Source organism: Pseudomonas sp. WHRI 8519, from assembly GCF_040224055.2.
Lineage (GTDB): Bacteria > Pseudomonadota > Gammaproteobacteria > Pseudomonadales > Pseudomonadaceae > Aquipseudomonas > Aquipseudomonas putida_X.
The window spans coordinates 719,444-745,991 of sequence record NZ_CP167996.1 but is presented as its reverse complement, the minus strand read 5'-3'; the positions used below and the strand labels follow the sequence as shown (position 1 = coordinate 745,991).

The 26,548-nt window shown below is 56.7% G+C and carries 21 protein-coding genes and 1 other RNA gene; 14 read left to right on the top strand and 8 right to left on the bottom strand.

What is annotated here, in order from left to right; genetic code table 11:
• Positions 1 to 111 precede the first annotated feature (111 nt).
• Complete coding sequence (gene recN / locus ABRP30_RS03400; RefSeq protein ID WP_349975268.1) at positions 112 to 1,785, top strand: DNA repair protein RecN; 1,674 nt, start codon at positions 112 to 114, stop codon at positions 1,783 to 1,785.
• A gap of 94 nt (positions 1,786 to 1,879) precedes the next feature.
• Here the strand turns inward: recN and fur are convergent, their stop codons facing one another.
• The gene (gene fur, locus ABRP30_RS03395; RefSeq protein ID WP_008096237.1) at positions 1,880 to 2,284 is read right to left on the bottom strand and encodes a ferric iron uptake transcriptional regulator; all 405 of its coding nucleotides are present in this window, start codon (positions 2,282 to 2,284) and stop codon (positions 1,880 to 1,882) included.
• A 97-nt stretch (positions 2,285 to 2,381) separates the two neighbouring features.
• Here fur and ABRP30_RS03390 point away from each other — a divergent pair, with 97 nt between their 5' ends.
• Complete coding sequence (locus ABRP30_RS03390) at positions 2,382 to 2,918, top strand: outer membrane protein assembly factor BamE (protein ID WP_241803860.1); 537 nt, start codon at positions 2,382 to 2,384, stop codon at positions 2,916 to 2,918.
• A 62-nt stretch (positions 2,919 to 2,980) separates the two neighbouring features.
• Here ABRP30_RS03390 and ABRP30_RS03385 read toward each other — a convergent pair whose 3' ends face one another.
• The gene (locus ABRP30_RS03385; protein ID WP_241803861.1) at positions 2,981 to 3,415 is read right to left on the bottom strand and encodes a type II toxin-antitoxin system RatA family toxin; all 435 of its coding nucleotides are present in this window, start codon (positions 3,413 to 3,415) and stop codon (positions 2,981 to 2,983) included.
• A 162-nt stretch (positions 3,416 to 3,577) separates the two neighbouring features.
• Between ABRP30_RS03385 and smpB the strand changes: the two genes are divergently transcribed.
• Positions 3,578 to 4,060, top strand: a complete 483-nt coding sequence (smpB, locus tag ABRP30_RS03380; protein WP_012312633.1) for an SsrA-binding protein SmpB — start codon at positions 3,578 to 3,580, stop codon at positions 4,058 to 4,060.
• A 617-nt stretch (positions 4,061 to 4,677) separates the two neighbouring features.
• On the opposite strand, the gene ABRP30_RS03375 is transcribed toward smpB, so the two are convergent.
• Positions 4,678 to 5,445, bottom strand: coding sequence for an FCD domain-containing protein (locus ABRP30_RS03375; RefSeq protein WP_012312632.1), 768 nt, complete (start codon positions 5,443 to 5,445; stop codon positions 4,678 to 4,680).
• Positions 5,446 to 5,701: 256 nt separating this feature from the next.
• On the opposite strand from ABRP30_RS03375, the gene ABRP30_RS03370 reads away from it, so the two are divergent.
• The 11 genes from ABRP30_RS03370 (at position 5,702) to ABRP30_RS03320 (ending at position 18,997) form a co-directional block, all read left to right on the top strand.
• Positions 5,702 to 7,372 (top strand): lactate permease LctP family transporter, encoded by a 1,671-nt coding sequence (locus ABRP30_RS03370; RefSeq protein WP_241803862.1) that lies wholly within the window; start codon positions 5,702 to 5,704, stop codon positions 7,370 to 7,372.
• A gap of 63 nt (positions 7,373 to 7,435) precedes the next feature.
• Entirely contained in the window at positions 7,436 to 8,581 is a 1,146-nt protein-coding gene (lldD, locus tag ABRP30_RS03365; protein WP_241803863.1) for an FMN-dependent L-lactate dehydrogenase LldD, read from the top strand.
• A gap of 74 nt (positions 8,582 to 8,655) precedes the next feature.
• On the top strand, positions 8,656 to 11,466 hold the full coding sequence (locus tag ABRP30_RS03360) for an FAD-binding and (Fe-S)-binding domain-containing protein (protein ID WP_349975267.1): 2,811 nt from the start codon (positions 8,656 to 8,658) through the stop codon (positions 11,464 to 11,466).
• 674 nt (positions 11,467 to 12,140) lie between these two features.
• Complete coding sequence (locus tag ABRP30_RS03355) at positions 12,141 to 12,410, top strand: hypothetical protein (protein ID WP_349975266.1); 270 nt, start codon at positions 12,141 to 12,143, stop codon at positions 12,408 to 12,410.
• A 4-nt stretch (positions 12,411 to 12,414) separates the two neighbouring features.
• On the top strand, positions 12,415 to 12,663 hold the full coding sequence (locus tag ABRP30_RS03350; RefSeq protein ID WP_241803867.1) for a DUF3077 domain-containing protein: 249 nt from the start codon (positions 12,415 to 12,417) through the stop codon (positions 12,661 to 12,663).
• 150 nt (positions 12,664 to 12,813) lie between these two features.
• Positions 12,814 to 13,107, top strand: coding sequence for a hypothetical protein (locus ABRP30_RS03345; protein ID WP_349975265.1), 294 nt, complete (start codon positions 12,814 to 12,816; stop codon positions 13,105 to 13,107).
• 99 nt (positions 13,108 to 13,206) lie between these two features.
• Positions 13,207 to 13,598, top strand: a transfer-messenger RNA (tmRNA) gene (gene ssrA / locus ABRP30_RS03340).
• Between the two features lie 187 nt (positions 13,599 to 13,785).
• On the top strand, positions 13,786 to 15,042 hold the full coding sequence (locus ABRP30_RS03335) for an integrase domain-containing protein (RefSeq protein WP_349975264.1): 1,257 nt from the start codon (positions 13,786 to 13,788) through the stop codon (positions 15,040 to 15,042).
• 963 nt (positions 15,043 to 16,005) lie between these two features.
• Positions 16,006 to 17,403 (top strand): YfjI family protein, encoded by a 1,398-nt coding sequence (locus ABRP30_RS03330; RefSeq protein WP_349975263.1) that lies wholly within the window; start codon positions 16,006 to 16,008, stop codon positions 17,401 to 17,403.
• A 320-nt stretch (positions 17,404 to 17,723) separates the two neighbouring features.
• Positions 17,724 to 18,704 carry an integrase domain-containing protein gene (locus ABRP30_RS03325; protein ID WP_349975262.1) on the top strand — a complete coding sequence of 327 codons (981 nt, stop codon included), beginning with the start codon at positions 17,724 to 17,726 and terminating at the stop codon, positions 18,702 to 18,704.
• A complete protein-coding gene (locus ABRP30_RS03320; RefSeq protein WP_349975261.1) occupies positions 18,701 to 18,997 on the top strand; it encodes a hypothetical protein in 297 nt (98 codons plus the stop codon). The genes ABRP30_RS03325 and ABRP30_RS03320 overlap by 4 nt, the downstream gene beginning before the upstream one ends.
• Before the next feature lie 213 nt (positions 18,998 to 19,210).
• On the opposite strand, the gene ABRP30_RS03315 is transcribed toward ABRP30_RS03320, so the two are convergent.
• The 5 genes from ABRP30_RS03315 to ABRP30_RS03295 form a co-directional block, all read right to left on the bottom strand.
• A complete protein-coding gene (locus ABRP30_RS03315) occupies positions 19,211 to 20,818 on the bottom strand; it encodes a type I restriction-modification system subunit M (RefSeq protein ID WP_349975260.1) in 1,608 nt (535 codons plus the stop codon).
• The gene (locus tag ABRP30_RS03310; protein WP_349975259.1) at positions 20,815 to 21,945 is read right to left on the bottom strand and encodes an AAA family ATPase; all 1,131 of its coding nucleotides are present in this window, start codon (positions 21,943 to 21,945) and stop codon (positions 20,815 to 20,817) included. Before ABRP30_RS03310 ends, ABRP30_RS03315 begins: the two co-directional genes overlap by 4 nt.
• Positions 21,942 to 23,216, bottom strand: a complete 1,275-nt coding sequence (locus ABRP30_RS03305; RefSeq protein WP_349975258.1) for a restriction endonuclease subunit S — start codon at positions 23,214 to 23,216, stop codon at positions 21,942 to 21,944. The genes ABRP30_RS03310 and ABRP30_RS03305 overlap by 4 nt, the downstream gene beginning before the upstream one ends.
• A gap of 13 nt (positions 23,217 to 23,229) precedes the next feature.
• A complete protein-coding gene (locus tag ABRP30_RS03300) occupies positions 23,230 to 26,226 on the bottom strand; it encodes a type I restriction endonuclease subunit R (protein WP_349975257.1) in 2,997 nt (998 codons plus the stop codon).
• Positions 26,227 to 26,314: 88 nt separating this feature from the next.
• The gene (locus ABRP30_RS03295; RefSeq protein WP_349975256.1) at positions 26,315 to 26,485 is read right to left on the bottom strand and encodes a hypothetical protein; all 171 of its coding nucleotides are present in this window, start codon (positions 26,483 to 26,485) and stop codon (positions 26,315 to 26,317) included.
• Between the last annotated feature and the right edge of the window lie 63 nt (positions 26,486 to 26,548).

Genomic DNA, 26,548 nt, shown 5'->3' with positions numbered 1-26,548 from the left:
TTCAAGGGGCAAAGCGGTTTTGGGTCGACGATGGAAACTGCGAGCAGGCATTGGCAGGGTCGAAAAAAGTACTGTATAAATAACCAGACCTGACTTTTCGGGAGCCGCCCCATGCTGGTGCACCTGTCCATTCACAACTACGCCATCGTCGAACACCTCGATCTCGAACTCGCCCGCGGCATGTCCGTCATCACCGGCGAAACCGGCGCAGGCAAATCGATCATGCTCGACGCCCTCGGCCTGGCCCTGGGTGATCGTGCCGACAGCGGCGTGGTGCGCCCTGGCGCAGACAAGGCGGACATCCTGGCCACCTTCGACCTGGTGGATATCCCCGAAGCGCACACCTGGCTGGCCGATCGCGACCTGGACGACGGCGGCCCGTGCATCCTGCGCCGCGTGATCACGGCCGAAGGCCGCAGCCGCGGCTACATAAACGGCACGCCCTGCCCGCTGGGTGACCTGAAGGCGCTCGGTGAACTGCTGATCGACATCCACAGCCAGCATGAGCACCAGTCGCTGCTCAAGACCGACACCCACCGCCGCCTGCTCGACGAATATGCCGGTGCCATCGACCTGTCCCGTCAGGTTCAGCTGGCCGCCAAGCGCTGGAACCAGACCCGCCTGGAGCTGGAGCACCTGTCCAACTCCGGCGATGAGCAGCGCGCCCGCCACCAGTTGCTCAGCTATCAGCTCGAAGAACTCGACAACCTTGGCCTGGGTGAGAACGAACTGGAGCAGTTGGAACAGGAACACAAGAACCTGACCAACGCCGAGGCCCTGTTCGGCATCTGCCGCCAGGTCATCGACCAGTGCAGCGAAAGCGACTCGGGCAATGTGCTCGGCGCCCTCACCTCCAGCCTCAACCGCCTGGGCGCCGCAGCCAATACGCCCAAGGCACTGGGTGAAGCCGCCAATCTCATCGCCAGCGCACAGATCCAGATAGAAGAAGCCGTGGGCGAACTCAACCGCTTCCTCGACAACTTCGACGCCGACCCCATGCGGCTGCAGGCCCTGGAAGAGCGCCTCGACACCATCTACACCCTGGCGCGCAAACACCGCGTGCACCCGACCGAACTGCCCCACCTGCAGCAGCAACTGCTTGAGGAGCTCGAAGGCCTGAATGCCAGCGACGAATCCATAGAGCGCCTGGGTGAGGAACTGTCCGCCTACGCCAAGCATTATCAGGAAAAGGCAACCGAGCTGAGCGCCTTGCGCCAACAGGCCGCCAAACAGCTCGCCGTCGCGGTCGAACAAGAGATCCAGCGCCTGGGCATGCCTGGCGGGCGGTTCTGCATCGAACTCACACCCAACCAAAGCAACGACCTGTCGCCACACGGCCTTGAGCAAATAGAACTGCTGGTCAGCGCCAACCCCGGGCAGCCGCTCAAAGCGTTGGCCAAAGTGGCCTCGGGCGGCGAACTGTCACGGATCAGCCTGGCGATTCAGGTCATCACGGCGCAAACCTCACGCATCCCGACGCTGGTCTTCGACGAAGTTGACGTGGGTATCGGTGGGCCGACGGCCGAGATCGTCGGCCAGCTGTTGCGCCGCCTCGGTGAACGCGGCCAGGTGCTGACCGTCACCCACCTGCCCCAGGTCGCGGCGCAAGGGCATCATCATTTGTTCGTGCACAAGGTGCGCAACAGCGACACAACGCACACTGCCGTGGCCAACCTTGGCAAGCGCGAGCGGGTCGAGGAGGTGGCGCGGATGCTGGGCGGTATCGACCTGACCAAGGAATCGCTGGCGCATGCACGCAAGATGGTGGTGTCCGGCAAGGCGTGAAGCTGCCTGCAGCCGGCTCCAGCAGTTATCCCTGCGGCACAAAGCACAAAGGCGACCCTAGGGTCGCCTTTGCTGTTCATAACGACTGAAATCGTTACTTTTTCTTACGCACGTAGAGGACCAGGTTGTGGTCCACCAGCTCGTAGCCATGCTCGGCCACGATCTCTTTTTGGCGCCGCTCGATTTCGGCATCCATGAATTCGATGACTTCACTGGTCTCCACGTTGACCATATGGTCGTGGTGACCGCCGTCCGCCAGCTCGAAAACTGCGTGACCGCCATCGAAGTTGTGACGCACCACCAGCCCAGCAGCCTCGAACTGGGTGAGTACGCGATAAACGGTTGCAAGACCGACGTCCTCGCCAGCCTCCATCAGCGCCTTGTAGACATCCTCGGCGCTCATGTGACGTTGCTCGGTCGAATCGAGCATCTGAAGGATCTTGACTCGAGGCAGTGTCACCTTGAGACCGGCTTTGCGCAGTTCGCTATTTTCAACCATGGTCAGCTTTCTCGCCGATGCTGCTTCGCAGCTTCTCTTAATACGGGTATGATCGGGGTTTACGTTGTCCAGCCAAGATAGTGGAAGTCGCCCACCGATGCAAAACAACACCAAGCACTTGCTAACCAGCCTCACCTTCGTGGGACTGCTCGCACTCGCCGGTTGCTCGTTTCCCGGGGTTTACAAAATCGACATCCAGCAGGGCAATGTCGTTACGCAAGACATGATAGACCAATTACGCCCCGGAATGACCCGCCGGCAAGTAAGGTTTATCATGGGCAACCCTCTGCTCCAGGATACTTTCAACACCAATCGTTGGGATTACCTGTACAGCCTGCAACCCGGTGGCGGCCAACGCCAACAGGAACGCATGAGCATCTTCTTCAATGACAGCGACCAACTGGTCAGCCTGTCTGGCGATTTCATGCCAGGGGTGAGCCGCGACCAGGAAATCCTGGGCGGCAGCAGCGATACCACTGTCAGCCCGGCCACCGAGCCAGGCCAGCCAGCATCGCAGCCGGAAGAGAAGCCAGCCAAACCCGGCTCTGTGGAAGAATCCATCCAGCGCGAGATCGACACCATCCAGACCACACCGGTGCCGACACCCGCCCCACTGGATACCTCGCCACAATAAATTGCAGGCGAAAAAAAGCCCGGATCATTCCGGGCTTTTTTGTGCCTGGTGGCTTGGCAGCATCAGCTATTGAGCTGCTTGGCACGCTGGCAGAACGCATCCACCAATGTATTGGCGGCCTGATTGAAAAGCGGCCCCAAGGTGGCCCGCACGATCGGCCCGGCGTAATCGAAGGACAGGTCCAGGCTGATCTTGCAGGCTTTTTCCCCCAGCGCCTTGAACACCCACACGCCATGCAGCTGGGTGAACGGCCCTTCCTCCAGGTTCATCTCGATGGACTGCCCCGGCACCAGCACATTGCTGGTCACGAACTGCTGGCTCATCCCCCCTTTGGCCACCTCAAGCTTGGCCCGCATGTGCGTGTCACTGGCTTCGAGCACCGTCGAGGCCGAGCACCAGGGCAAAAACTGCGGGTAGCTGGCTACATCATTGACCAGGTCGTACAGCGCCTGGGCAGGGTACGGCAGCAGGGCGGAGCGTTGAATATGGGTAGTCATCCAGGCGTCACTTCCAAGGCTGGGTGGCGGGCTTCGCAGCGTGCCAAAAACAGAACCTGTGCGTAAGACAGGGCCTGTATTGTCCGGTATTCATTGCGGTGGCTCAAGCGCACCGAAATCCCGTAGCCGACCACGCGGTGACTTGCCTATAATGCCGCCCCTATGGCTAAACAAAAGAAACATCCGACCGGGACCATCGCGCAAAACAAAAAAGCGCGACACGATTACTTCATCGAACACAAGTTCGAGGCCGGGCTGGTCCTGTCCGGTTGGGAAGTAAAAAGCCTGCGGGCCGGCAAGGCGCACCTGACCGACAGCTACGTGCTGCTCAAGGATGGCGAAGCCTGGCTGTTCGGCAGCCACATCACCCCGCTGACCACTGCCAGCACCCACGTCATCGCCGACCCTATCCGCTCGCGCAAGCTGCTGCTGAACAAGCGCGAGCTGGAGCGTGTGGAAGCTGCGGTGGCGCAGAAGGGCTACACCTGTGTGGCCTTGGCGCTGTACTGGAGCAAGCACCTGATCAAGTGCGAGATTGCGCTTGGCAAGGGCAAGAAGGAATTCGACAAGCGCGACACTGTGCGCGAACGCGATTCCAACCGCGAGCTGCAGCGTGCGGTGCGCAACAAGGGCAAGGAAGACTAAAGGCTTCTTCGCTCTGTAGCGCCGCTATCGCCGGAAAGCCGGCTTTCACAGGCAGCCCACTGGCTTCAGGTCAGTGACGCGCCTGTGGAAGCAACTGTGTTGCTCAAATGCTAAAAGCCGGCGCGATCCCTGTGGCAGCAACTGTCTTGCTCAACTGCTAAAAGTTGGCGCAATCCATGTGGGAGCCGGGCTTGCCGGCGATGGGCCGCAAAGCGGCCCCAAGTGCTCGCTGGTCCCATCGAGCGCTCGGGCTATTACAGCGCTGCTAGGGGGGCTGCTGCGCAGCCCATCGCCGGCAAGCCGGCTCCCACCACGACCGTGCAGCTCTTCAGGCCTGCGCTTTACCTGAGGAAGCAACCGTCTTGCCCAATTCCTAGAGGCCGGCGCAAATCCATGTGGGAGCCGGGCTTGCCGGCGATGGGCCGCAAAGCGGCCCCAAGTACTCGCTGGCCCCGTCGAGCGCTCGGGCTATTACAGCGCTGCTAGGGGGCTCCCACCACGACCGCGCTGTTCTTCTGGCCTGCGCTTTACCTGTGGAAGCAACCGTCTTGCTCAACTGCTAAAAGCTGGCGCAACCCTTGTGGAAGCCGGCTTGCCGGCGATGGGGGCCACGAACTTCAGCGCCCGCTGCGCCGCTCTGCCCGCGCTACGCGCTGGGCTTCGTTCTGCGCCTCTTCCAGCACCTCCTGCACATACAGAATGTGCCGGCTGGACACCTCCCGCGCATCGTCCGCCCTGCCTTCGACAATCGCCTGGTACAACTCACGGTGCTGGCTGATCAGCATGTCCCGCGTCTCGGTGCGCTGCTGGTACATGCCCCCGATATTGGTCACCACATTGCGCTTGAGCAGGTCGAACAGCCCGCGAATGGTATGCAGCAGCACGGCATTGTGGCTGGCCTCGGCAATCGCCAGATGGAAGCGCGCATCCGCCGCCCCCTCCTCTGCCCGGGTAACCTGGTCAGCCCGGGCATAACAGTCCTGCAGGGTGTCGAATGCAGCCTTGAGCCGGGCGCGATCAGGCTCGGTGGCGCGCTGGGCAGCGTAATAGGCGCATGACGCCTCCAGGGTGTGACGGAACTCCAGCAAATCGCGCTGCGCCTCGGCGCTGTGCTCCAGCAGTTGCAGCAACGGGTCGCTGAAGGTTGAGCCGAGCGATTCGGCCACATAGTTACCACCACCCTGCCGGCTGACCAACAACCCCTTGGCCACCAGCTTCTGGATCGCCTCGCGCAGTGAGGGGCGCGACACACCGAACTGCTCGGCCAGGGCGCGCTCGGCCGGCAGCCGCTGGCCCGAGGTCAGCGTGCCTTCGAGAATCATCCCTTCCAACCGGTCGACGATGTCGTCGGACAGGCGCCGCTGGCGGACCTGATCAAAAACCATCACATGCTCTCCACAAACCCCCGGCAAATTTCAGGGGGCGTCTATTCTCGCCGATCCACGCCACGCCGACACCCATCAGGCGACGTTTTTCAAACCCCATCAGCCACCCGCTCATCGGCACACGACCAAAGTTTTGCACAGGACAAATTGACACACCCATCACAGCGCTTTTAACCTAGCGTCCAGCCATTGTAAATTGGTCTTACCAATTATCCAATGCCAGTGCCTGACCAACAACAATTAGGGGCCACCCCATATGCAAACCTGGCAACAACTCTATTCCCCGCTCGGTAGCCTTGGCCTGTCCGCATTGGCGGCGGTCATACCCATCGTGTTCTTCTTCCTGGCCCTCGCCGTGTTCCGCCTCAAAGGCCACGTCGCCGGCAGCATCACCCTGGGATTAGCGATGCTGGTAGCGATCTTCGCCTTCCAGATGCCGGTCGACATGGCCCTCGCTGCCGCAGGCTATGGCTTCCTCTACGGCCTCTGGCCAATCGCCTGGATCATCGTTGCCGCGGTGTTCCTGTACAAGCTCACCGTCAAGAGCGGCCAGTTCGAGGTCATCCGCAGCTCGGTACTGTCGATCACTGACGACCAGCGCCTACAGGTGCTGCTGATCGGCTTCTGCTTCGGGGCCTTCCTCGAAGGCGCGGCCGGCTTCGGCGCCCCCGTGGCAATCACTGCCGCCCTGCTGGTGGGCCTGGGCTTCAACCCGCTGTACGCAGCCGGCCTGTGCCTGATCGCCAACACCGCCCCAGTGGCGTTCGGCGCCCTGGGCATCCCGATCATCGTCGCCGGCCAGGTAACAGGCATCGACGCCTTCCACATCGGCGCCATGACCGGCCGCCAGCTGCCGCTGCTGTCGTTGTTCGTGCCGTTCTGGCTGGTGTTCATGATGGACGGCCTGCGCGGCGTCAAAGAAACCTGGCCCGCAGCCCTGGTGGCCGGCCTGAGCTTCGCCGTCACCCAGTACTTCACCTCCAACTTCATCGGCCCGGAACTGCCAGACATCACCTCGGCCCTGGCCAGCCTGGTGGCCCTGACCCTGTTCCTGAAAGTCTGGCAACCCAAGCGCTCGTTCGCCGAAGCCAAAGGCAGCGTCGGCGCCGCCGTGGTCAGCAGCGGCGGCAGCCAGCCGAGCCCTTACAGTTTCGGTGAAATCTTCAAGGCCTGGTCGCCATTCCTGATCCTCACAGTACTGGTCACCCTCTGGACCCTGAAGCCGTTCAAGGCAGCATTCGCCCCAGGCGGAGCGATGTACAACTTCGTGTTCAACTTCGCCATCCCGCACCTCGACCAACTGGTGATCAAGACCGCGCCGATCGTCGCCGCGCCGACCGCCATGCCAGCGGTGTTCAAGCTCGACCCGATCTCCGCCACCGGCACAGCGATCTTCCTGTCGGCACTGATCTCCATGGCCGTGCTGAAGATCAACTTCAAAACTGGTCTTACCACTTTCAAAGAGACCTTCTGGGAACTGCGCTGGCCGATCCTTTCCATCGGCATGGTCCTGGCCTTCGCCTTCGTCACCAACTATTCGGGCATGTCTTCGACCATGGCCCTGGTCCTGGCCGGCACTGGCGCTGCGTTCCCATTCTTCTCGCCGTTCCTGGGCTGGCTGGGTGTGTTCCTCACCGGCTCGGACACCTCGTCCAACGCCCTGTTCGGTTCGCTGCAGGCCACCACCGCCCACCAGATCGGCGTCAACGACACCCTGCTGGTAGCGGCCAACACCAGCGGCGGCGTGACCGGCAAGATGATCTCGCCGCAGTCGATCGCCGTGGCCTGCGCAGCCACCGGCCTGGTTGGCAAGGAGTCCGACCTGTTCCGCTTCACCGTCAAGCACAGCCTGTTCTTCGCCACCATCGTCGGCCTGATCACCTTGGTCCAGGCCTACTGGCTGACCGGCATGCTGGTTCATCACTAAAGTGAAAGGGGCCGGGCGCCAGCGAGCGCCCGGCGTCTCCTTCAACCCACGCTGCGAGAATCCATGATCATTTCCGCCTCCACCGACTATCGCGCCGCGGCCCAACGCAAGCTGCCCCCCTTCCTCTTCCACTATGCCGACGGCGGCGCGTACGCCGAGCACACACTGCGCCACAACGTCTCGGACCTTGCCGGCATCGCCCTGCGCCAGCGGGTGCTCAAGAACATGTCCGAACTGAGCCTGGAAACCCGGCTGTTCGACGAAACCCTGAGCATGCCCGTGGCCCTGGCCCCGGTCGGCCTCACCGGTATGTACGCTCGCCGCGGCGAAGTGCAGGCAGCCCGCGCGGCAGCCGCCCACGGCATCCCGTTCACCATGTCTACCGTGTCGGTCTGCCCGATCGAGGAAGTGGCGCCGGCGATCGACCGGCCGATGTGGTTCCAGCTGTATGTGCTCAAAGACCGCGGTTTCATGCGCAACGCGCTGGAGCGGGCTAAGGCTGCCGGGGTCAAGACCCTGGTGTTCACCGTCGACATGCCGGTGCCAGGTGCCCGCTACCGTGATGCCCACTCCGGCATGAGCGGCGCCAACGGACCCATGCGCCGCGTGCTGCAGGCCATGACCCACCCCGAATGGGCCTGGGACGTTGGCGTGATGGGCCGCCCGCACGACCTGGGCAACATCTCCAAATACCGCGGCAACCCCACCGGCCTTGCCGACTACATCGGCTGGCTGGGTAACAACTTCGACCCGTCCATTTCCTGGAAGGACCTGGAATGGATCCGCGAGTTCTGGGACGGCCCGATGATCATCAAAGGCATCCTCGACGCCGACGACGCACGGGACGCGGTCAAGTTCGGGGCCGACGGCATCGTCGTCTCCAACCACGGCGGCCGCCAACTCGACGGCGTGCAGTCCAGCGCCCGTGCGCTGCCGGCGATTGCCGACGCCGTCAAAGGCGACCTGAAAATCCTCGCCGACTCCGGCATCCGCAGTGGCCTGGACGTGGTGCGCATGATCGCCCTGGGTGCAGACACCGTGCTGATCGGCCGCGCCTTCCTCTGGGCCCTTGCCGTGCACGGCCAGGCCGGGGTGAAGAACCTGCTCGAACTGTTCGAAAAGGAAATGCGCGTGGCCATGGTACTCACGGGCGCCAAGTCGATCAGCGATATCAGCCGCGACTCGCTGGTACGCGAACTGGGCGCTTGAGCGCCTGCACAAACACCGCCTGTATGACCGGGGCACGCGGCGCGCCAGACGCCGTGGCCCTGTGAGGAGATAGCATGAGCCTGCCCGCCGCCTTCCTGCGTGATGCCGAGCGCCTGATACCCGCCGACCGCCGTTTCGACGACCCTACGTCCACCCTGGCCTTTGGCACCGACGCCAGTTTCTACCGCCTGATCCCCAAGCTGGTGGTGCGCGTGGAGTCGGAAGACGAAGTGGTCGGGCTGCTGCAGCTGGCCCAGCGCGAGCGCGTGCCGGTAACCTTCCGCGCCGCGGGCACCAGCCTGTCCGGCCAGGCCATCAGTGACTCGGTGCTGATCGTGCTCGGTGATAACTGGGGCAGCAAAGAGATCCGCGGCCAGGGCGAACAGATCCGCCTGCAACCCGGGGTCATCGGTGCCCAGGCCAACGCCTGGCTGGCCCCTTACGGGCGCAAGATCGGCCCGGACCCGGCCTCGATCAATGCCTGCAAGATCGGCGGTATCGTTGCCAACAACGCCAGCGGCATGTGCTGCGGCACCGCGCAAAACACCTACCACACCCTGGCCGGCCTGCGCCTGGTGCTGGCGGACGGCACGCGCCTGGACAGCGAAGACCCGGCCAGCGTTGCCGCCTTTGAAAGCAGCCACGCCGAACTGCTCGAAGCGCTGGCCCGGCTTGGCCGCGAAACCCGCGCCAACACCGAATTGGCAGACCGCATCCGGCACAAATACCGGCTGAAGAACACCACCGGCCTGTCGCTCAACGCCCTGGTGGACTACGACAAGCCGCTGGATATCCTCCAGCATTTGCTGGTTGGGTCTGAAGGCACCCTGGGCTTCATCAGCGCCGTCACCTACGACACCGTGCCCGATCACCCGCACAAGGCCAGCGCGCTGCTGGTGTTCCCCAGCGTAGAAAGCTGCTGCCGCGCGGTGACCGTGCTCAAGCGCCAGCCAGTGTCCGCCGTGGAGCTGCTCGACCGCCGCAGCCTGCGTTCGGTGCAGAACATGCCGGGCATGCCGCTGTGGGTAAAAGGCCTGTCGGACAATGCCTGCGCGCTGTTGATCGAGTCCCGCGCCGCCAGCCAGAGCCTGCTGCACGAACAACTGCAACAGGTCATGGCCTCCATCGCCGAATACCCGCTGGAACAGCAAGTCGACTTCAGCGAAGACCCGGCGGTGTACAACCAGCTGTGGAAGATCCGCAAAGACACCTTCCCCGCCGTCGGCGCCGTGCGCCAGACCGGCACCACGGTGATCATCGAAGACGTCACCTTCCCCGTCGAGCAACTGGCCGAAGGCGTCAACCGCCTGATCCAGCTGTTCGACAAGCACCACTATGACGAAGCGATCATTTTCGGCCACGCGCTGGAGGGCAACCTGCACTTTGTCTTCACCCAGGGCTTCAACAGCGCGCAGGAAGTGGCGCGCTACCAGGCCTTCATGGATGACGTGGCGCAACTGGTGGCCGTAGAGTTTGGCGGCTCGCTCAAGGCCGAGCACGGCACCGGCCGCAACATGGCGCCGTTCGTGGAGCTGGAGTGGGGGCATGACGCCTATCAGCTGATGTGGACGCTCAAACGCCTGCTCGACCCCAACGGCATTCTCAACCCCGATGTGGTGTTGAGCGAAGACCCGGACATCCACCTGAAAAACCTCAAGCCGCTGCCTGCCGCCGACGAGATCGTCGACAAATGCATCGAGTGCGGCTTCTGCGAACCGGTCTGCCCATCCAAAGGCCTGACCCTCAGCCCACGCCAGCGCATCGTCATGTGGCGTGACATTCAGGCGAAAAAACGCGCCGGCATCGATACCCGCGCCCTGCTGCAGACGTACCAGTACCAAGGCATCGACACCTGCGCCGCCACGGGCCTGTGCGCCCAGCGCTGCCCGGTGGGCATCAACACCGGTGAGCTGGTGAAGAAGTTGCGCAGCCAGGCCGCTGAGCATGCAAAGGCCGCCGACTGGCTGGCCGAACACTTCCACACCACCTTGGCCGGCGCCCGCCTGACCCTGACCGCCGCCAACACTGCGCGCAAGCTGCTCGGCGCCCCGCATCTGGGCCGCCTGAGCGCCTCGTTGAGCAAAGCTAGCAAAGGCCGCCTGCCGCAATGGTCCCCCGCCATGCCGCAACCGCTGCGCAGCGTAAGTTTCGGCCCGGCGAGCAACGATGCCCGGCCACGGGTGGTGTACCTGGCGGCGTGCGTGTCGCGGGTGATGGGCCCGGCCTATGCCGACCGCGAGCAAAGTTCACTGCTGGACAAAACACGCGCCCTGCTGGAAAAAGCCGGTTACCAGGTGGTGTTCCCCGGCAACGCCGACAGCCTGTGCTGCGGCCAGCCGTTCGCGTCCAAAGGTTACCCCGAGCAAGCGGAGCACAAGCGCCAAGAGCTGATCAACGCATTGCTGCACGCCAGCCGCGGCGGCCTGGACCCTATCTACTGTGACACCAGCCCCTGCACCCTGCGCCTGGTACAGGACCTGGGCGACACCCGCCTGGACCTGTACGACCCGGTGCGCTTCATCCGCACTCACCTGCTGGACAAGCTCGAGTTCACCCCACAGAACGAACCGGTGGCCGTGCACGTGACCTGCAGCACCCAGCACCTGGGTGAAAGCCAGGCCCTGATCGACCTGGCACGGCGCTGCAGCACGCAGGTGGTGATCCCGGAAGGGATTCACTGTTGCGGTTTTGCCGGAGACAAAGGCTTTACCACACCCGAGCTGAATGCCCACTCACTGCGCAGCCTGAAGGACGCGGTGCAGCATTGCAGCGAAGGGATTTCCACCAGCCGAACCTGCGAGATCGGGCTGTCCAGCCACAGCGGTATCGATTACCACGGGCTGGTCTACCTGGTAGACCGCGTCACCCGCCCCCGCACCCTCTGACCTGCCCGCTGATTCGCCGGCAAACCCCACCCCGGTTGTAGCAACTGTCTTGCTCAACCTCTAAAAGCCGGCGCGATCCAGCTGGGAGCCGGCTTGCCGGCGATGGGCCGCAAAGCGGCCCCAAGTACTCGCGGGCCCCGTCGAACGCGCTCGGGCTATTACACCTCCGCGATGGGGGGCTGCTGCGCACCCCATCGCCGGCAAGCCGGCTCCCACCGCGACCGCGCAGCTCTTCAGCCCTGCGCTTTACCTGCGGAAGCAACTGTCTTGCCCAATTTCCAAAAGCCGGCGCAATCCAGGTGGGAGCCGGCTTGCCGGCGATCGAGGGCGCAGCCCTCGCCCAAGCTCTCCAGAAGTAAGACATTTCCTAACCTGCAACCAAATGCTTCTGGATTAAATGCTTTGGGATTTATCCTACGACCGCCGCTGCCGTTTCGCCGTTGTTGCTCACAACCATCAGGGCTAACTTCCCTGGGTCGTCATCTTTGACGATTTGGGTGTGAGAGCCTGCAAATTTCGGCAGTACTGCTATGGCAGCCGCAACGCGGGCAGGCTTCGGCCTGGCTGGCTTGTGCCGATCTTTGCCGGTCTCTCACCCCGCGTTCGGCTGCCACCCTATTCTGTGAGAGGAAGACGAAGGGCAGCTCATATCCAGCCACGATCGGATCTGCACCATGAAAAAAATCGTACCCGACCCACGCCGCTCCAAACTCCTCACCAACCCATACTTCTCCATCCACACCGACATGCCCCCTCCAGACGCCCTGGCCCACGCCAGCGAACTGCTGCGCGGCGTCGCCGAAACCATCGACGAACACTGCCGCACCCACGCCGGCGAACCGGGCCTGTGCATGCTCAGCAACGCCGAGCACGCCTGCGAAACATCCAGAGCCCTGATCGAGCATGCCTTGACTGGCCTCTACAACGCGCAAAGGCCGAGGTGATTCAATGAACGACGCATTGAAAGATGTCACCACCGCCGGCAGGGAAACCTTCGACCTGTTTCGCCTGCAACCGGGCGTGCCTTTCGAGCACGCCTTCAGCCAGCTCTCAGTACTGCTCGGCTGCATCCGCCACCTCACCACCGAAGCCGAAATGGAAAACGACCGCAAGGCCGGCAGCGCGGCGCGCATCCTGAGCGAGATGGCCAAGGCCCTGATAGACGACATCGAGCTTGGCCTGAACAAATCCCACTGATGCCACCCGGGCCGCTCCGCGGCCCATTCAGCGGAAACACCCCGCCATACACCATCATGTCGCCAAGCCAGCACACCGATTGAACCCTCAGCAAACCCCAGCAGTCCATCCTTACAGGCCCACCTCCCAGAGGCCTTCAAGGAGACACCCATGAAAGGTACCGCGCTTTCGGCCCTCTTCGCGGCCGCTACCCTCCTGGCTTCACCGGTGTTCGCTGCTGACGACCTCTGCGCCCTCAACATGCAGAAGATCGATGACGCCATGGCTACAGCTGGCGCCACTTCCGAAGGCCTGGACAAGGCCCTTAACGAAGACGTCGACAAGGCCAAGGCCGCACAAAAGGCGGGCGACACCAAAGAATGCATCGCCATTTCCACCAAAGTGCTGCAGCGCCTGGATAAAACCGACAAGGGCAGCGGCACGGCCGGTGGCAGCGGTAGCTAAGCGTTGAGCGGGCGGCAAGAAGCCGTTGTCGACGCCGCCCGCGCAAAGGCGTATACTCAGCGGCACGTGCCGAAAGGTACGTCAGCTAGAGCTGAGTGTGGGGCCGATTAGGATTCGACGCCGGTAGCGAAACTCTAGGTGCATGCCGAGTTGGTAACAGAACTCGTAAATCCACTGTTGCAACTTTCTATAGTTGCCAATGACGAAAACTACGAGGGTTACGCTCTCGCTGCGTAAGCAGCTGAGCCCGCTCTCCTGGTAGCTTCGGCTCCAGCAATCATCAGGGGATGCCTGTAAACCCGAAATGATTGTCATACAGAACAGGATCGTCGTGTAGCACGTTGGGGGCAAAGCGACTAAAACTTACCCAACTCGTCCAAAGCACCCTGCCCGTCGGGCGGCTGCGGATTAACTCAATAGACACGGCTAAGCATGTAGTACCGACAGCGGAGTACTGGCGGACGGGGGTTCAAATCCCCCCGGCTCCACCAAATGATCAAACAAAGACGTCCACGGACGTCTTTTTTTGTGCCTGTAACCCCTTAAAATCAATGACTTACAGCGCTTTTGAGGGCCATAGAGGTTTTTTGAGTTCCAGACGGTTTGGTATCCCAGGTGGTATCCCGGGCTACCGGGTGCTATTTTTAGGATACCAAAACGGTGCCGGAGGTAGCTCTCATGCCTACTCAAGCAACCCGCCTCTCCGACCGCCAGCTCAAAGCGGTCAAGCCAACCGGGAAGGATTTCGTCCTCAGCGACGGTGACGGCCTTCAGCTTCGCGTCAGAGCCAGCGGCTCAATGATGTGGAATTTCAACTACCGCGAACCATTGACCCGAAGCCGTATAAACATGGCCCTCGGTCCATACCCCGACCTCTCGCTAGCCAACGCTCGAAAAAAAGCCGTTGAGGCGCGCGAGCAGCTCGCCCTGGGCATTGATCCCAAAGTCCAACGTGATGAGGTCAGGCAAGCCAAGCTTGCTGAGACTGAACACACCTTCGAAAAGGTGGCCACCGCCTGGTTCGAGCTGAAGAAAGACTCGGTCACCCCGGCCTACGCCGAGGACATTTGGCGCTCACTCTCCTTGCACGTCTTCCCGAGCATGAAAACAACGCCGCTCTCGGATATCACCGCCCCAATGGTCATTAAAATCCTCCGCCCAATCGAGGCTAAAGGCAGCCTCGAAACGGTGAAGCGATTGAGCCAACGACTGAACGAAATCATGACCTATGGGGTGAACTCAGGCCTGATACACGCGAATCCACTGAACGGAATTCGTGCGGTGTTCAAGAAACCGAAAAAAGAAAACATGGCTGCGCTTCCACCAGAAGAGCTCCCCGAGCTCATGCTGGAGATCGCCAACGCCAGCATCAAACGCACAACCCGCTGCCTGATCGAGTGGCAATTGCACACGATGACTCGCCCCGCCGAGGCAGCGACTACTCGCTGGGAAGACATCGACTTTGAAAAGCGTGTCTGGACCATCCCACCAGAGCGGATGAAAAAGCGCCGCCCGCACAGCATCCCGTTGAGCGATCAAGCCATGTCATTGCTGGAGATACTGAAGTCCCACAGTGGTCATCGGGAATACGTCTTCCCCGCAGACCGAAACCCTCGTACTCATGCCAATAGCCAGACCGCCAACATGGCGTTGAAACGCATGGGCTTCCAGGACCGCTTGGTCAGCCACGGCATGCGCTCGATGGCCAGCACCATTTTGAATGAACATGGGTGGGACCCGGAGCTCATCGAAGTGGCGTTGGCGCACGTCGACAAGGATGAGGTGCGCAGTGCCTACAACCGAGCCGACTACATCGAGCGACGCCGGCCGATGATGGCGTGGTGGAGCGAGTACATTCTGAAGGCGTCGACGGGCAATCTCTCGGCCAGCGCAATGAATGTGCCCAGGGATCGGAACGTAGTACCTATCCGATAGGACGGCGACAACGGCGACACTGGCGACAGACCGCGTGCCATCTACCTCCTTGTCGTCTGAGCTGATGGCGACAGTCGCCAACTCGCCTCGATTTTGGCTTCTCCGGCTAAGCCCGTGAGGATGGGGAGGCTTCGCATCCCCATCCTCACGGGCTAACACTAGAAAAGCGACAAACGGCCACTTAGCCACTGACAGCCACCAATTTCCAAAGCACGCCAGAGGATGAATCTGGCGCATTTCCATGTGCCCTTCACCAATTGACCCGTGCCGCGGTGACCGATAGAACGAAGGTGCAAAGCGCTGCCTTAGGCAGCACCCCAGATGACCAGAGCCTTCAAGGTCATGCCGCTAACCCGGTGGCTCATCCCAAAGTGCGATTCGCGCCCGGTGGCTTGCACGGTCATTCGCCAGAATGATGGACGCCCTCTAAACAATCCGCCTAGTGCGGCTGCCCGCTAACCCTTTAGCCCTGCGGCAACGAACCTGCTCGGCCAACGTTCTGCGCCAACCGTTCGCCCGTCTCTTTTTCCAGAAAAGAGACGGGCGCTCCTGACACTGCTGCAGCCCTGCTCGCATATGGCTCAGCGGCACTTCCCTTCGTGACAATTGGCGTGACAAACGCCGATGTCACCAATAACAGCGCTGTAGATGATGGTGCCGCAGACCAAGGAATGGACTGCACCTGACTGACAGTCAGGCATGCCCCGGTCATCGCAGTGCTGCTTTACCCAGCTCAGGATCTCGCGGCACTGGTCTCGTCAGCCAGTGCAGCCTCCACCCGCCCACCGCTATCGGTGCTCAGGAGGCCAGATCATGAGATGCCCTTGCTCCTGGTCGTAAGGAGCCGCCAGTCCCGCGTCAGTGGACACCCTCACAGGTCGCAGGGGCCTTGATCCCTGATAACACTCAACATTCTTGGCGGGATGACGTGAGGGAGAGATCGGTAATTTATGGAGGACGGCTATGCAACTGCGCGAAGTACAAAGGCCACCACGCCCCTTGTTGGAACAGCAGATTACGCCCCTACCCTACCCGGTCGCGGCGCTGGGCGATCTTTTGGGGCCGGCCGTAGAGCGCATGGCCGATGTGATCGGCGTGCCCTGCGCCATGGCCGCGCAATCTGTTCTAGCCACGGCAGCTTTGGCCAGCCAGGCCCACGCAAATGTTCACCTCGACGGCCGAATTTATCCGTTGTCGCTGTACTTGCTGACGGTGGCTTGCTCGGGCGATCGCAAAAGCGCGGTGGACCATGTTGCGCTGCAGGCCGTACGGGACTGGGAAAGACAGCAGTGGATCGCCTATGGCGAACAGCTCAAGGCGCACCGAGCTGCAATGAGACTCACCGCGAAGTCACCGACATCGAAAAAGTCAGCACAGCTAGCGCTGGACGCGCAACCTGAACCTGTCCAACCAAGACTGCTTACTGCTGAGCCGACCATTGAGGGCCTGGTCAAAAGCCTGTGCCACGGCTTGCCCAGCATGGGGCTGTTCAGCGATGAGGGCGGGCAGTTTTTGGGCGGCAGCACCATGAACAAGGACAACATGATCAAGGCGATCACTCACTTGTCGACGCTGTGGGACGGTAGCCCGATTGATCGCTCGCGCGCGATGAATGGAGAAAGTCTGCGTGCCTATGATCGCCGCCTCAGCATGCACTTGATGCTTCAACCCCGCCTGGCAGACCGCTTGCTGCAGGACGCTGATATCAAAGACCAGGGCATCCTGGGACGCTGTCTGATCAGTTGGCCTGAGCGTCTGGTTGGACAACGACTGTACAAAGCCATCGACCTGACCCGAGATCCAAAGGTGCACCTGTACCAGCAGCGCATTGCCACGCTGATGCAGAAGCCTTGGTCACGGCATACAGATGGTGGCCTCACCCATGCGGTCATAGAGTTGAGCCCACGCGCCCGTGAAGCATGGATTGCCATTCACGACACCATTGAATGCGAGTCAGGGGAGTTCGGCGAGTTGGTCAACGTCCAAGCTGCAGCGAGCAAAGCGGCCGCGAACGTACTACGCATGGCTGGTGTGATGGCGGTGGTTGAGGAATCGACTGTATTGGAAGACATCCACATTCAGCGCGCCTCCACGCTGATGGACTACTACCTGGCCGAGAACCAACGCCTGACTGAACAGGAACCACTGAATAAGCTTCGCGCAGAGGCTGATTGCCTGCTGCGCTGGTTGATAAAGAAGAACTGGCCACCGTTTCGCCTGCGCGACCTTACGCGCAACGGCCCCCGCTTTGCCCGTAAAAGCACGCGGCACACCTTCGAGTTATTGCTGCAACTGGTTGCCCATAACTGGCTGGACAATGACGGGGACATATTCGAGGTGCGCCATGTTCCGACTCAATGACGCCGTGCGCCGCTATCGAGCGCAACATCGCTCGCCGACCGAGTTACGGTGTGTCGCTGCCACTGCCACCACTTTGTCGCCACGTGCCAATCCAGATGCGGCGGGGGTTGTCGCCAGTGTCGCCGCTGTCGCCGCTCCAACATCTGAGTCAACCGACCTCGCTCGGCTTATCGAGCAGTTGCAAGAAGAAGGGGCTTTGCTGCAACGCCGCGAAAATACCCTCCTCATCCGCCCAGCACACTGGGGACAGTTGGACACCATCGGCCCCCACTGGAGAGCCCTGTTGCTGCACCTACAAACCAACGTTCAAGGTGAAGACAATGGCGCTGGTCGGTCGGCGTGACGGTCGCAACTTTGGCTATGGTCGCCAACTGAGCTATGCCGGTCGACGGGCACTGGAAGATCTGTTTGCAGGCGGCCATTTCGCCACCGTTAAAGCACACAGCGATCGCTGGCAAGCCTTCGTACGCTGGTGCCGCTCAGAGGATGGCCCTGGCTACAACGACGCTCGGCAGATCGATCGACAGACGCTAAGTGACTATGCCGCTTACCTGCGCCAGCAGATCCAGCAAGGCGAACTGTGCATCGCCACCGCGCAAAACCGCCTGAGCAGCGTCAACCGCACCCTCGCCGCGCTGCGCGGTGATCAGGACGTGAGAGTCATCAGCCCAAGCCAGGCGCTAGGGCTGCGCCGCTCATCCGTACGCAGCATTGCTCCTGACTGCCAAAGCTACCAAGCGCTGCACGAAGTTTTGGAGGCCTTGTTAGATAATAAACAAGAGCGGGTTGCCGCTATTGTAATGCTTGCGAGGACAACTGGCATGCGACTGCGCGAAGCGATTCTTGCAGATCTACCACGTCTGCAGGGCGAAGCCGAAACGTTGGGTCGAATCAATATCCAGAACGGCACCAAAGGCGGGAGAAGTGGAATATCAGCGCCACGTTGGATTTCAGTGAACACAGCAATTGAAGAGGCTCTACTTTTTTCCCTCAGTGTGACGCCGACCAAAAGCCGCAACATGCTCAGCCCTTTTGAAAGTTACGCAACATTTTTAAACGACACCGTACTTCCAGCCAGAAAAATACTTAAGCGTCACGGACTTAAAGGATTTCATGAGTTAAGGGCTGCGTATGCTTGCGAGCGGTATAAGCAACTAACCAACCATTCCGCACCGGTAAACGGCGGCAACATCAACCTTACTAATCGAGCACTTGATCAGAGAGCGCGAAAAATAATTAGCTCAGAGCTCGGGCACAATCGACCAGAAGTTACCTCCGCTTATATTGGAGGAAGGAAATGAAAAACACTTTCGACATGAGACTATTTTTGAGCGGAGTACTAACCGGATCAAAGTCAACACAAAGACGCCATTTACATCAAGCTATAATTATACAAACCGCAATCCAACAGCGGTGGCAGTTAAGCAATCCTTGGAGCTGGAAAAGCAAGCATCTTAATTGGTTTATGAGAAACCACTTGAAACACCACTCAGACTCAACTCGCTACTACTACAAACTTACAATAAATTTAATTTTTATACGAACAGGCCAAAAACGACCAAAGCAAGATCGCAATGCACGCTCACACCAATAAGCATACACAATCAAACCATACACCAAAAACACAAATACGCAAGACCACAAACCTCCTCACACTTAGCTTAATAAGGCTGGACGGCATTGAAAATAAACTCTCAACTTTCCGTACCAGCCTTGGCAACATCTCTAATCACAAATTGGCTATTTTAAGCTTCAATCCTCGCATTAAATTCAAACGCCACACATAAACTTAGGCAACTGCATTTTATTAAGGCAATTGAGGCAAGCCCAAAGCGCTCAGAAACTCGTTATGTTTCTCTGAGGCTTGTCTAATTTTGTCCTGGATTGTAGTCAACTGATCATGAACCAAACTAAGATCTATGGTCTCTTCAGCCTCTACCGTGTTTACATAACGCGAAATATTGAGATTGAAATCATTTTTCTCGATTTCATCCATACTCACCCGGCGAGAGTATCGCGCCTCTTCCTTGCGGAACTGGTAGGTATTGATGACCTTCTCAATATGTTCAGGATTTAGCTGGCTCTGGCCTTTGACTTTTTCAAAGTGCTCAGCGGCATTGATAAACAGCACATCATCTGGCTTCTTGCATTTTTTCAACACAAGAATACAAACCGGGATACCGGTTGAAAAGAACAGATTTGACGGAAGACCAATCACAGTGTCGACATGACCGTCTTTAAGCAATTTAGTACGAATGCGTGCCTCTACCCCTCCACGGAACAGTACCCCGTGAGGTAGGATGATTGCCATCACACCGTCTTGCTTCAGAAAGTGAAATCCGTGCAGCAGGAAAGCAAAATCAGCAGCGGATTTAGGGGCGAGCCCATAATTTTTAAAGCGCGGATCATCTCCGAGCGCCTCAGTGGGCTCCCAACGGAAGCTAAACGGAGGGTTGGCCACCACCGCATCGAATTTTGGCAGCTTGGCCGGATTGGATTCACGCAGCAGGTCCCACTCATTGAGCAAAGTGTCGCCGTGAAAAATCTCGAACTCCGAGTCCTTGACCCCGTGCAGTAGCATGTTCATGCGGGCCAGGTTGTAGGTAGTTATGTTCTTTTCCTGACCATGAATTTTGGAAATGCCGTGCGGGCCCATACGGTGGCGAACGTTCAACAGTAATGAGCCTGAGCCGCACGCAAAGTCGAGCACATTGTCCAAATGTGATCGCTGTCCGGTTGCAGGCTCCTGGCTGTCCAAAGTAACAATGGCGGACAAGATGCTTGAAATTGGCTGCGGAGTATAAAACTCACCTGCCTTTTTACCAGAGCCTGCAGCAAACTGGCCTATAAGGTATTCATAAGCGTCACCCAGAGTGTCGCTATCAGTTGAGAACTGCCCCAGGCCTTTAGCGATCTCCGCGATTATCTTGCAAAGCCGTGCATTTCGCTCAACATATGACTTACCAAGCTTATCGGAAGCAAGATTAATTTCCGAGAACAGACCCCGAAAGGTACTAGCAAAGGATTCATTCTCGATATAACCAAATCCACTCTGTAGTGTATTCAGCAACAATAAATCTTGAGTACGCGCCATCTCGACAATATTACCCCAAAGGTATTGGGGTTCAATAACATAATGCACTTTGCGGCGCATTTGCTTCTCAAAATCCTTTACATCACCCTCATTAGCTCTGTACCAAAGCTGTAGCGGTGTAGATACTGAACCATCAACTTGTTGAGGATAGTCCTGGCCCAGCTCTTTTTTGGCCGCTGCTTCGTAGTTATCTGACAGATAGCGCAGAAACAAGAAGGCAAGCATATAGTCGCGAAAGTCATCGGCATTCATGGCGCCGCGTAATTGATCGGCGATTGCCCAGAGAGTTTTACCAAGCTTTAGTCGTTCAAGATCAGTCATTTTCTGCCTACTACCTCAGCGGGCTGAGGGAACAAATCGGGATTAAAAGGGTAGCGTTGAACAAAGCTATTTAGAATCTTGTTAAAATAGCTCTTATTCTCTTCCAGCATGGGCTGAGGCTCGAACAAAGAATAGTTTCCATGACTAAGAATATTTATGAGTCGAGCGTGCAGGACACCATCTGGGTCTTCAGCATTGTCGGTCGGGATACAGGCTGAGAAATTAGTAAACCCATGGAAACTAGCCGACTTTTCCAGCACAGAGCGCAGCATATTAAAGTGATAAGTATAAAGCTCACCAGAGCAACACGCTTTATATAGCTCCGTCAACACTGCAACATGATGGAAGAACGGGGTCGCACCGGTGTATGCCAGCGCATAAGAGCCATCCCCCTTTGAACGTGACAAAAAGTGCGCAGATACTTTTTTTGACTTTCTCGCATCCAGCTCATTATGCATCACATTAAAAAACAAAGGATGATGTGAAGAAATAACAACCTTCAAGGAGTTATCGGCCTTATTAAGCAGATGAGCCAAATGATTACCGACGGTTATTGCATTATGTTCATCAAGAGATGAGATAGGATCATCAATATAGACATACTTTACCCAGCGATAAGCTTCGATATCCGGATCAATTGCTAATTGCATAATAGCAAGGAAGAAACACCAAACGAAGATATTCTCTTCACCCCGCGAAATTTTTATGCCATTAATTACTTGTCCATCCACAGTCCGCCGAAATCGAACCTCCCATTCTTCCGTGTCAATACGAAAGTCAAAGTCAGCATAACGCTGCAGCATCGGGCGGATGCGGTTATCCATCTCCATCTCTGCTAAGCCATCGAAGAATCGCGATTTTGCATTCAACTTCAGCTTCCGATCATTGTCACCATGGATATCGTTATCCCATTGAAACAAATCTTCGGTGAACGCATTGAAGTACAATGTATCGCGCGCCTCACCATCACCGCTTCCTTGCTTACCTACATCCTTGAATGCCATTGACAACCGTGTTTTCCCGGTGCCGTTGTAACCATATAATACCAAAGTATTTTTGCTTGCCAACTCACTACGCAAGTGGTTAGCCAGTGCCTGCAGGTCAGCAAACTTTTGACCCGCTTTCATACAAGAACCTCAGCTTGAACAGGAAGAATCTGTTGAACCAATCCACTCTTGTGTGATTTAAGCGCTTCAATTTTTTGTGTTTGCGCTTTAATTTTCATGTCGATAGATGCCAAACAGTCGGCAATCTTCTTCTGCTCAGCCAGTGTAGGCACCCACAGGCGCATTTCCATGAAAAATGGAAGCCCTATAGTCTTGATTGTGCTTCCTGTCGCAACTCTCTCAAAAAGAGGCTTCATATATTGTAGCGAGTAATACAAAAACCAATTGTACAGACGGTCGGGCTTACACTCCCACACGATAAAATGCTGACTGACGGCCATATCCACCCCCATGACAGCACTCTTTCCAACCCCCGCATCTCGACTCAACAGAACCGACCCTGCCATATGTCGTACAGCAGAGGAATTTTTGATTCCAGAGGCCGATATTTCAATTTCTGTTTCCTCAATCAAACCCACATCTAAACGCTTGGAGTCGGCTAAGGATACCCACTTAATTCCACCATCGTAGTATTCCGGATGTGCCTTGCTAGGAGTATGCCCAGATCCTCGCTTAGCTAAGTCTTCAAGGCGTTCTTTACTCCAGGCCTCTGCCTCTGTAAATTCAGGAAAACGCACACGAGGTTCTGCCTCGCCTTCGCCAGGCAGCAGCATCTGCATCAAGCCCCGCTTGTACTTCCTTAGGCTAGTGAGTTTCTTCGCTTCCAAAGATATTAACTCTTCGATCGATGACAAACAGCTAGCAACCTTTTCTTGCTCTATGCGATCGGTCGGCAAGGGCAAGGCCCCTGACAAAAAAGTCGAGTTTGTAATTTGAATCGTATTCTTTGCCCCTTTTTGACAAAGTGGCGAAAGAAATGCCTTGGATCGGGCCGGAGACTCAAAGTATGTCTCGATCATCAAACCAATAGAGGGACTCTCCGGAGTAAAAACTCCATACAGAGGCGAGAGCGCGACTTCCCCTTCAAACTTACACTGCTTTACAATTCCAAATGGAAACGCCTTCAGTGGACTCTTCGTGTAGACAATATCGAAGCGTCGAGCCAAGTTATAATTACTCGTATCGACTGCGGAATAACTACGCCCCAAGTGTTCAATTTGGTTGACAACACCACTTTCCATTGAAACTGAAAACACTTCTCGACCCTGAGTATTTTTATGCTTATGCTCCGTTAGCACTTTTGAAATCGGCGTAACCGACCATGGGGCAAAGCAGCCAGGAAAACGCAGTCGCGGAACTATCTCTAATACTGAACTATTTTCGTTACTCACTGCGCTGCTCCCCCTATTGCTCATAAGCGCTTAAACCCGAAATTTCTCTACCTAGCGCCAATTTGTGCAGAAGTGGCGTCAGCTCTTCCATCAACATCAACTCCTTCTGAGTACGGGCTTTCCATCCCAGACCCAATGGGGACATCAGCTCGCTAAGTTCTTCTCCGTCAAAAATGCTGCGCCGCAGAACTCTATTCACAAAAGCCTGCACCGCATCAGCATCCAAGCCGTGACGTTCTGCGAGGTCAGTTAAAGCTTGGTCATTCTTTTCATTTTTAAAGCGCTCAAAGCCTGCGCGAATAGCGTCTTCATCTAGCGCCTGGCCTACCGGAAGAGAACGGATGTACTCCGCTATTGCTTCACGATCATCGATAAACTTAGCATCAGCTTGAATCAAACCTATGAGCTGCTCACGATTCATCGTCAGCTTGCCGGGCTTCTGTTGCGTCATCCTAGCAATCAAGCCCATGATGTAGTCGTAGTCGATCACTGCGGAGGCAAAGAGTACAAACTCGAAATCGAGTTGTTGAACTTCGGAAGGTGTGTCTTCACGGTCTTGCAGCTCTTTCAAGCGCTTGGCCGTTTCAAGATACATACTTTTGAAGCCTAGCAATTTATCCGGTGGTACGATCTGGCTAATCTGCGTTTTCTGCGCCTCGGAAAGATCAGTGTACTGATCCAACTGCGTTTTGAGTCGCTGAACTTCCTTGAACAGATTGACAAACTGGCTACGGGCAGCATCCCCTTTTAGGTTTGCGACTTGCTCAGGCGCATTGGTCAAGCCTTGCGACTCCATGAAGACTGCCAACTTTTGGGTAGCATCTTGCAAAGTGTCAATGACCTTAGGCGCAGGATCCACGAGCCAGATTTCACGAGGATTATCGCTCTTCTCACCCGAAAACAACGTTATAGCGTCCTCTACCGGTTTTTGTTGCTGCCGGAAGTCAAGCACGTTCCCATATGGCTTACTATCATTAAGAACTCGATTGGTGCGAGAAAACGCTTGAATGAGTCCGTGGTATTTGAGGTTCTTATCGACATAAAGGGTATTCAGATACTTAGAGTCAAAACCCGTCAGCAGCATATCTACCACGATGGTTATATCGATTTTCTGGCCATGAGACAGATCAGTATTTGAGTACTGCTGATCTTTGATACGCTTCTGGATATCCTGATAATAAGAATCGAACTCACTGATACGATGATCAGTATTGAAGCGATCATTATAGTCGGCCATGATACGTGTAAGCGCTGCTTTCTTGCCCTCCGGGTCCTGTTTGTTATCTTCCTTTTCCTGGGGCAAATCTTCCTGAATCTGCTGCACATCCTTGTTGCCTTCAGCAGGCGGAGAGAATACGCAAGCAATATTTAACGGAATGAAGCTATCATCTTCATCGAGCCTCTTATCCTGCTGGCACTTGAAAGCCTCAAAGTAATCGATGGCATCGTTGATACTGGCAGTTGCTAGTACTGCATTAAACTTACGTCCGTTAGTGGCCGCGTCATGCTTACTTAAGATAGTCTCCACAATTTTAGACTTAGGCAGACCTTCTCCGGGCTTTGGTGGTTTCTTACCTTCCGGTTTAAAAAAGTCGATATGAAACTTAAGAACATTTTGATCTTCAATAGCATGTGTAATCGTGTACTCATGCAAGCAACGCTGGAACAAGTCGTCCGTTGTACGATAGCTCGCTTGCTGCCCCTCGATTTGTACCGAAGTAGCGTTATCCTTGAAAATCGGTGTACCAGTGAAACCGAACAGTTGCGCGTTCGGGAAGAATTCCTTGATAGCCTTATGGTTTTCACCGAATTGCGAACGGTGGCACTCATCGAAAATGAAAACTACCCGCTGATCTCGTAACGGCTCCAAACGCTGCTTAAAAGTTTCCTTGCCTTGCTTCTCTTTTTGCTTGTTCCGCTTGCTATTTTCGTCCAGTGCCAAACCAAGCTTTTGAATTGTGGTTACTATAACTTTATCGGCGTAGTCCTCCGAGAGTAAACGCTGCACAAGCGTCTCAGTATTAGTGTTCTCTTCTACGCATCCAGCCTGGAAGCGGTTAAACTCCTCACGGGTTTGGCGATCCAAGTCTTTTCGGTCAACGACAAACAAACACTTGTCGACTTCTGGATTATCCTTAAGCAAGGTAGAGGCCTTGAATGAGGTGAGGGTTTTACCCGACCCTGTGGTGTGCCAAATGTAGCCATTCCCGCAATTCTGGTGGATACATTCCACGATAGCTTTAACGGCATATATTTGATAAGGCCGCATCATCAGAAGTTTCTGTTCACTGGCTACCAGTACCATGTATCTGCTGATCATCTGACCCAGAGTACACTTTGCCAAGAAGCTGTCAGCAAAGCTGTCGAGCTGCGTAATTTTCTTATTATCTTCACTTGCAAATTGGTAAACCGGCAAAAACCTTTCATCAGCGTTAAAGCTGAAGTGGCGAACATTGTTATTAGCAAAGTACCAGGTGCCGGTACGATTGCTCACAACGAACAACTGCAAAAAGCACAACAGAGTCTTGCCGTAGCCGTTCCCAGGATCAGCTTTGTAATCAACAATCTGCTGCATCGCACGCCTTGGACTGACAGCGAGCGCCTTCAATTCAATTTGAACCACCGGAACACCGTTGATTAGCAACATCACATCATATCGATGCTGGCTATTATCGGTATTTACACGGAGCTGATTAACTACTTCAAACTCATTTTTACACCAATCCCGAACGTTTACCAGAGTATAATTCAGCGGCGTACCATCATCACGTTCGAAACTGTTTATATTCCGAAGCGTCTGCGCAGCGCTGTAAACATCAGCAGAGATAATATCGTCAAGTAAGCGCTGAAACTCGCCGTTTGTCAGACGCACTCGGTTGAGCGACTCAAATTTTTCGCGAAAATTTGCTTCCAAGGAATTACGATCACGAATATCAGGCCGATATACGTACTTCAAATCTCCGAGCTTTTTAATCAGATCTAGCTCGATCTGTTGTTCGGTGGTGGTCATGAATTAATTCCTGACGTCAATATCCATAAAATTATTAAGAACGCCCTACTCTTTCACGGAATAGGCGACCACATGGCTTCCATGTGCATTAATTTTCAAGTTGCTTTGTCTCCAGTCGATGAGACCGGGCGTACTCCAAGACGAGAATTTCGATCATCGATGCGATTGACCTGCGCTCACGCTCAGCGGCCATGCGCAGCAATTGCTTGATTTCGGCAGAGGTACGGATGGAAAGAGTTTCGTCTTTCAGGCGTGACATGACGTCATCTCGGTGGTGATGTCATGCAAATGTACTGCGTTTCGCAGTGCCTGGCTAGAATTC

Bases quoted from the DNA above. Each gene is read 5' to 3' on its own strand.
- smpB (WP_012312633.1), top strand. From the start codon at position 3,578: ATGGCTAAACAAAAGAAACATCCGACCGGGACCATCGCGCAAAACAAA.
- ABRP30_RS03355 (WP_349975266.1), top strand. From the start codon at position 12,141: ATGAAAAAAATCGTACCCGACCCACGCCGCTCCAAACTCCTCACCAAC.
- recN (WP_349975268.1), top strand. From the start codon at position 112: ATGCTGGTGCACCTGTCCATTCACAACTACGCCATCGTCGAACACCTC.
- ABRP30_RS03350 (WP_241803867.1), top strand. From the start codon at position 12,415: ATGAACGACGCATTGAAAGATGTCACCACCGCCGGCAGGGAAACCTTC.
- ABRP30_RS03330 (WP_349975263.1), top strand. From the start codon at position 16,006: ATGCAACTGCGCGAAGTACAAAGGCCACCACGCCCCTTGTTGGAACAG.
- ABRP30_RS03295 (WP_349975256.1), bottom strand. From the start codon at position 26,485: ATGTCACGCCTGAAAGACGAAACTCTTTCCATCCGTACCTCTGCCGAA.
- lldD (WP_241803863.1), top strand. From the start codon at position 7,436: ATGATCATTTCCGCCTCCACCGACTATCGCGCCGCGGCCCAACGCAAG.
- ABRP30_RS03300 (WP_349975257.1), bottom strand. From the start codon at position 26,226: ATGACCACCACCGAACAACAGATCGAGCTAGATCTGATTAAAAAGCTC.
- ABRP30_RS03335 (WP_349975264.1), top strand. From the start codon at position 13,786: ATGCCTACTCAAGCAACCCGCCTCTCCGACCGCCAGCTCAAAGCGGTC.
- ABRP30_RS03385 (WP_241803861.1), bottom strand. From the start codon at position 3,415: ATGACTACCCATATTCAACGCTCCGCCCTGCTGCCGTACCCTGCCCAG.
- ABRP30_RS03310 (WP_349975259.1), bottom strand. From the start codon at position 21,945: ATGAAAGCGGGTCAAAAGTTTGCTGACCTGCAGGCACTGGCTAACCAC.
- ABRP30_RS03320 (WP_349975261.1), top strand. From the start codon at position 18,701: ATGAAAAACACTTTCGACATGAGACTATTTTTGAGCGGAGTACTAACC.
- ABRP30_RS03325 (WP_349975262.1), top strand. From the start codon at position 17,724: ATGGCGCTGGTCGGTCGGCGTGACGGTCGCAACTTTGGCTATGGTCGC.
- ABRP30_RS03315 (WP_349975260.1), bottom strand. From the start codon at position 20,818: ATGACTGATCTTGAACGACTAAAGCTTGGTAAAACTCTCTGGGCAATC.
- ABRP30_RS03360 (WP_349975267.1), top strand. From the start codon at position 8,656: ATGAGCCTGCCCGCCGCCTTCCTGCGTGATGCCGAGCGCCTGATACCC.
- ABRP30_RS03390 (WP_241803860.1), top strand. From the start codon at position 2,382: ATGCAAAACAACACCAAGCACTTGCTAACCAGCCTCACCTTCGTGGGA.
- ABRP30_RS03370 (WP_241803862.1), top strand. From the start codon at position 5,702: ATGCAAACCTGGCAACAACTCTATTCCCCGCTCGGTAGCCTTGGCCTG.
- ABRP30_RS03375 (WP_012312632.1), bottom strand. From the start codon at position 5,445: ATGGTTTTTGATCAGGTCCGCCAGCGGCGCCTGTCCGACGACATCGTC.
- ABRP30_RS03345 (WP_349975265.1), top strand. From the start codon at position 12,814: ATGAAAGGTACCGCGCTTTCGGCCCTCTTCGCGGCCGCTACCCTCCTG.
- fur (WP_008096237.1), bottom strand. From the start codon at position 2,284: ATGGTTGAAAATAGCGAACTGCGCAAAGCCGGTCTCAAGGTGACACTG.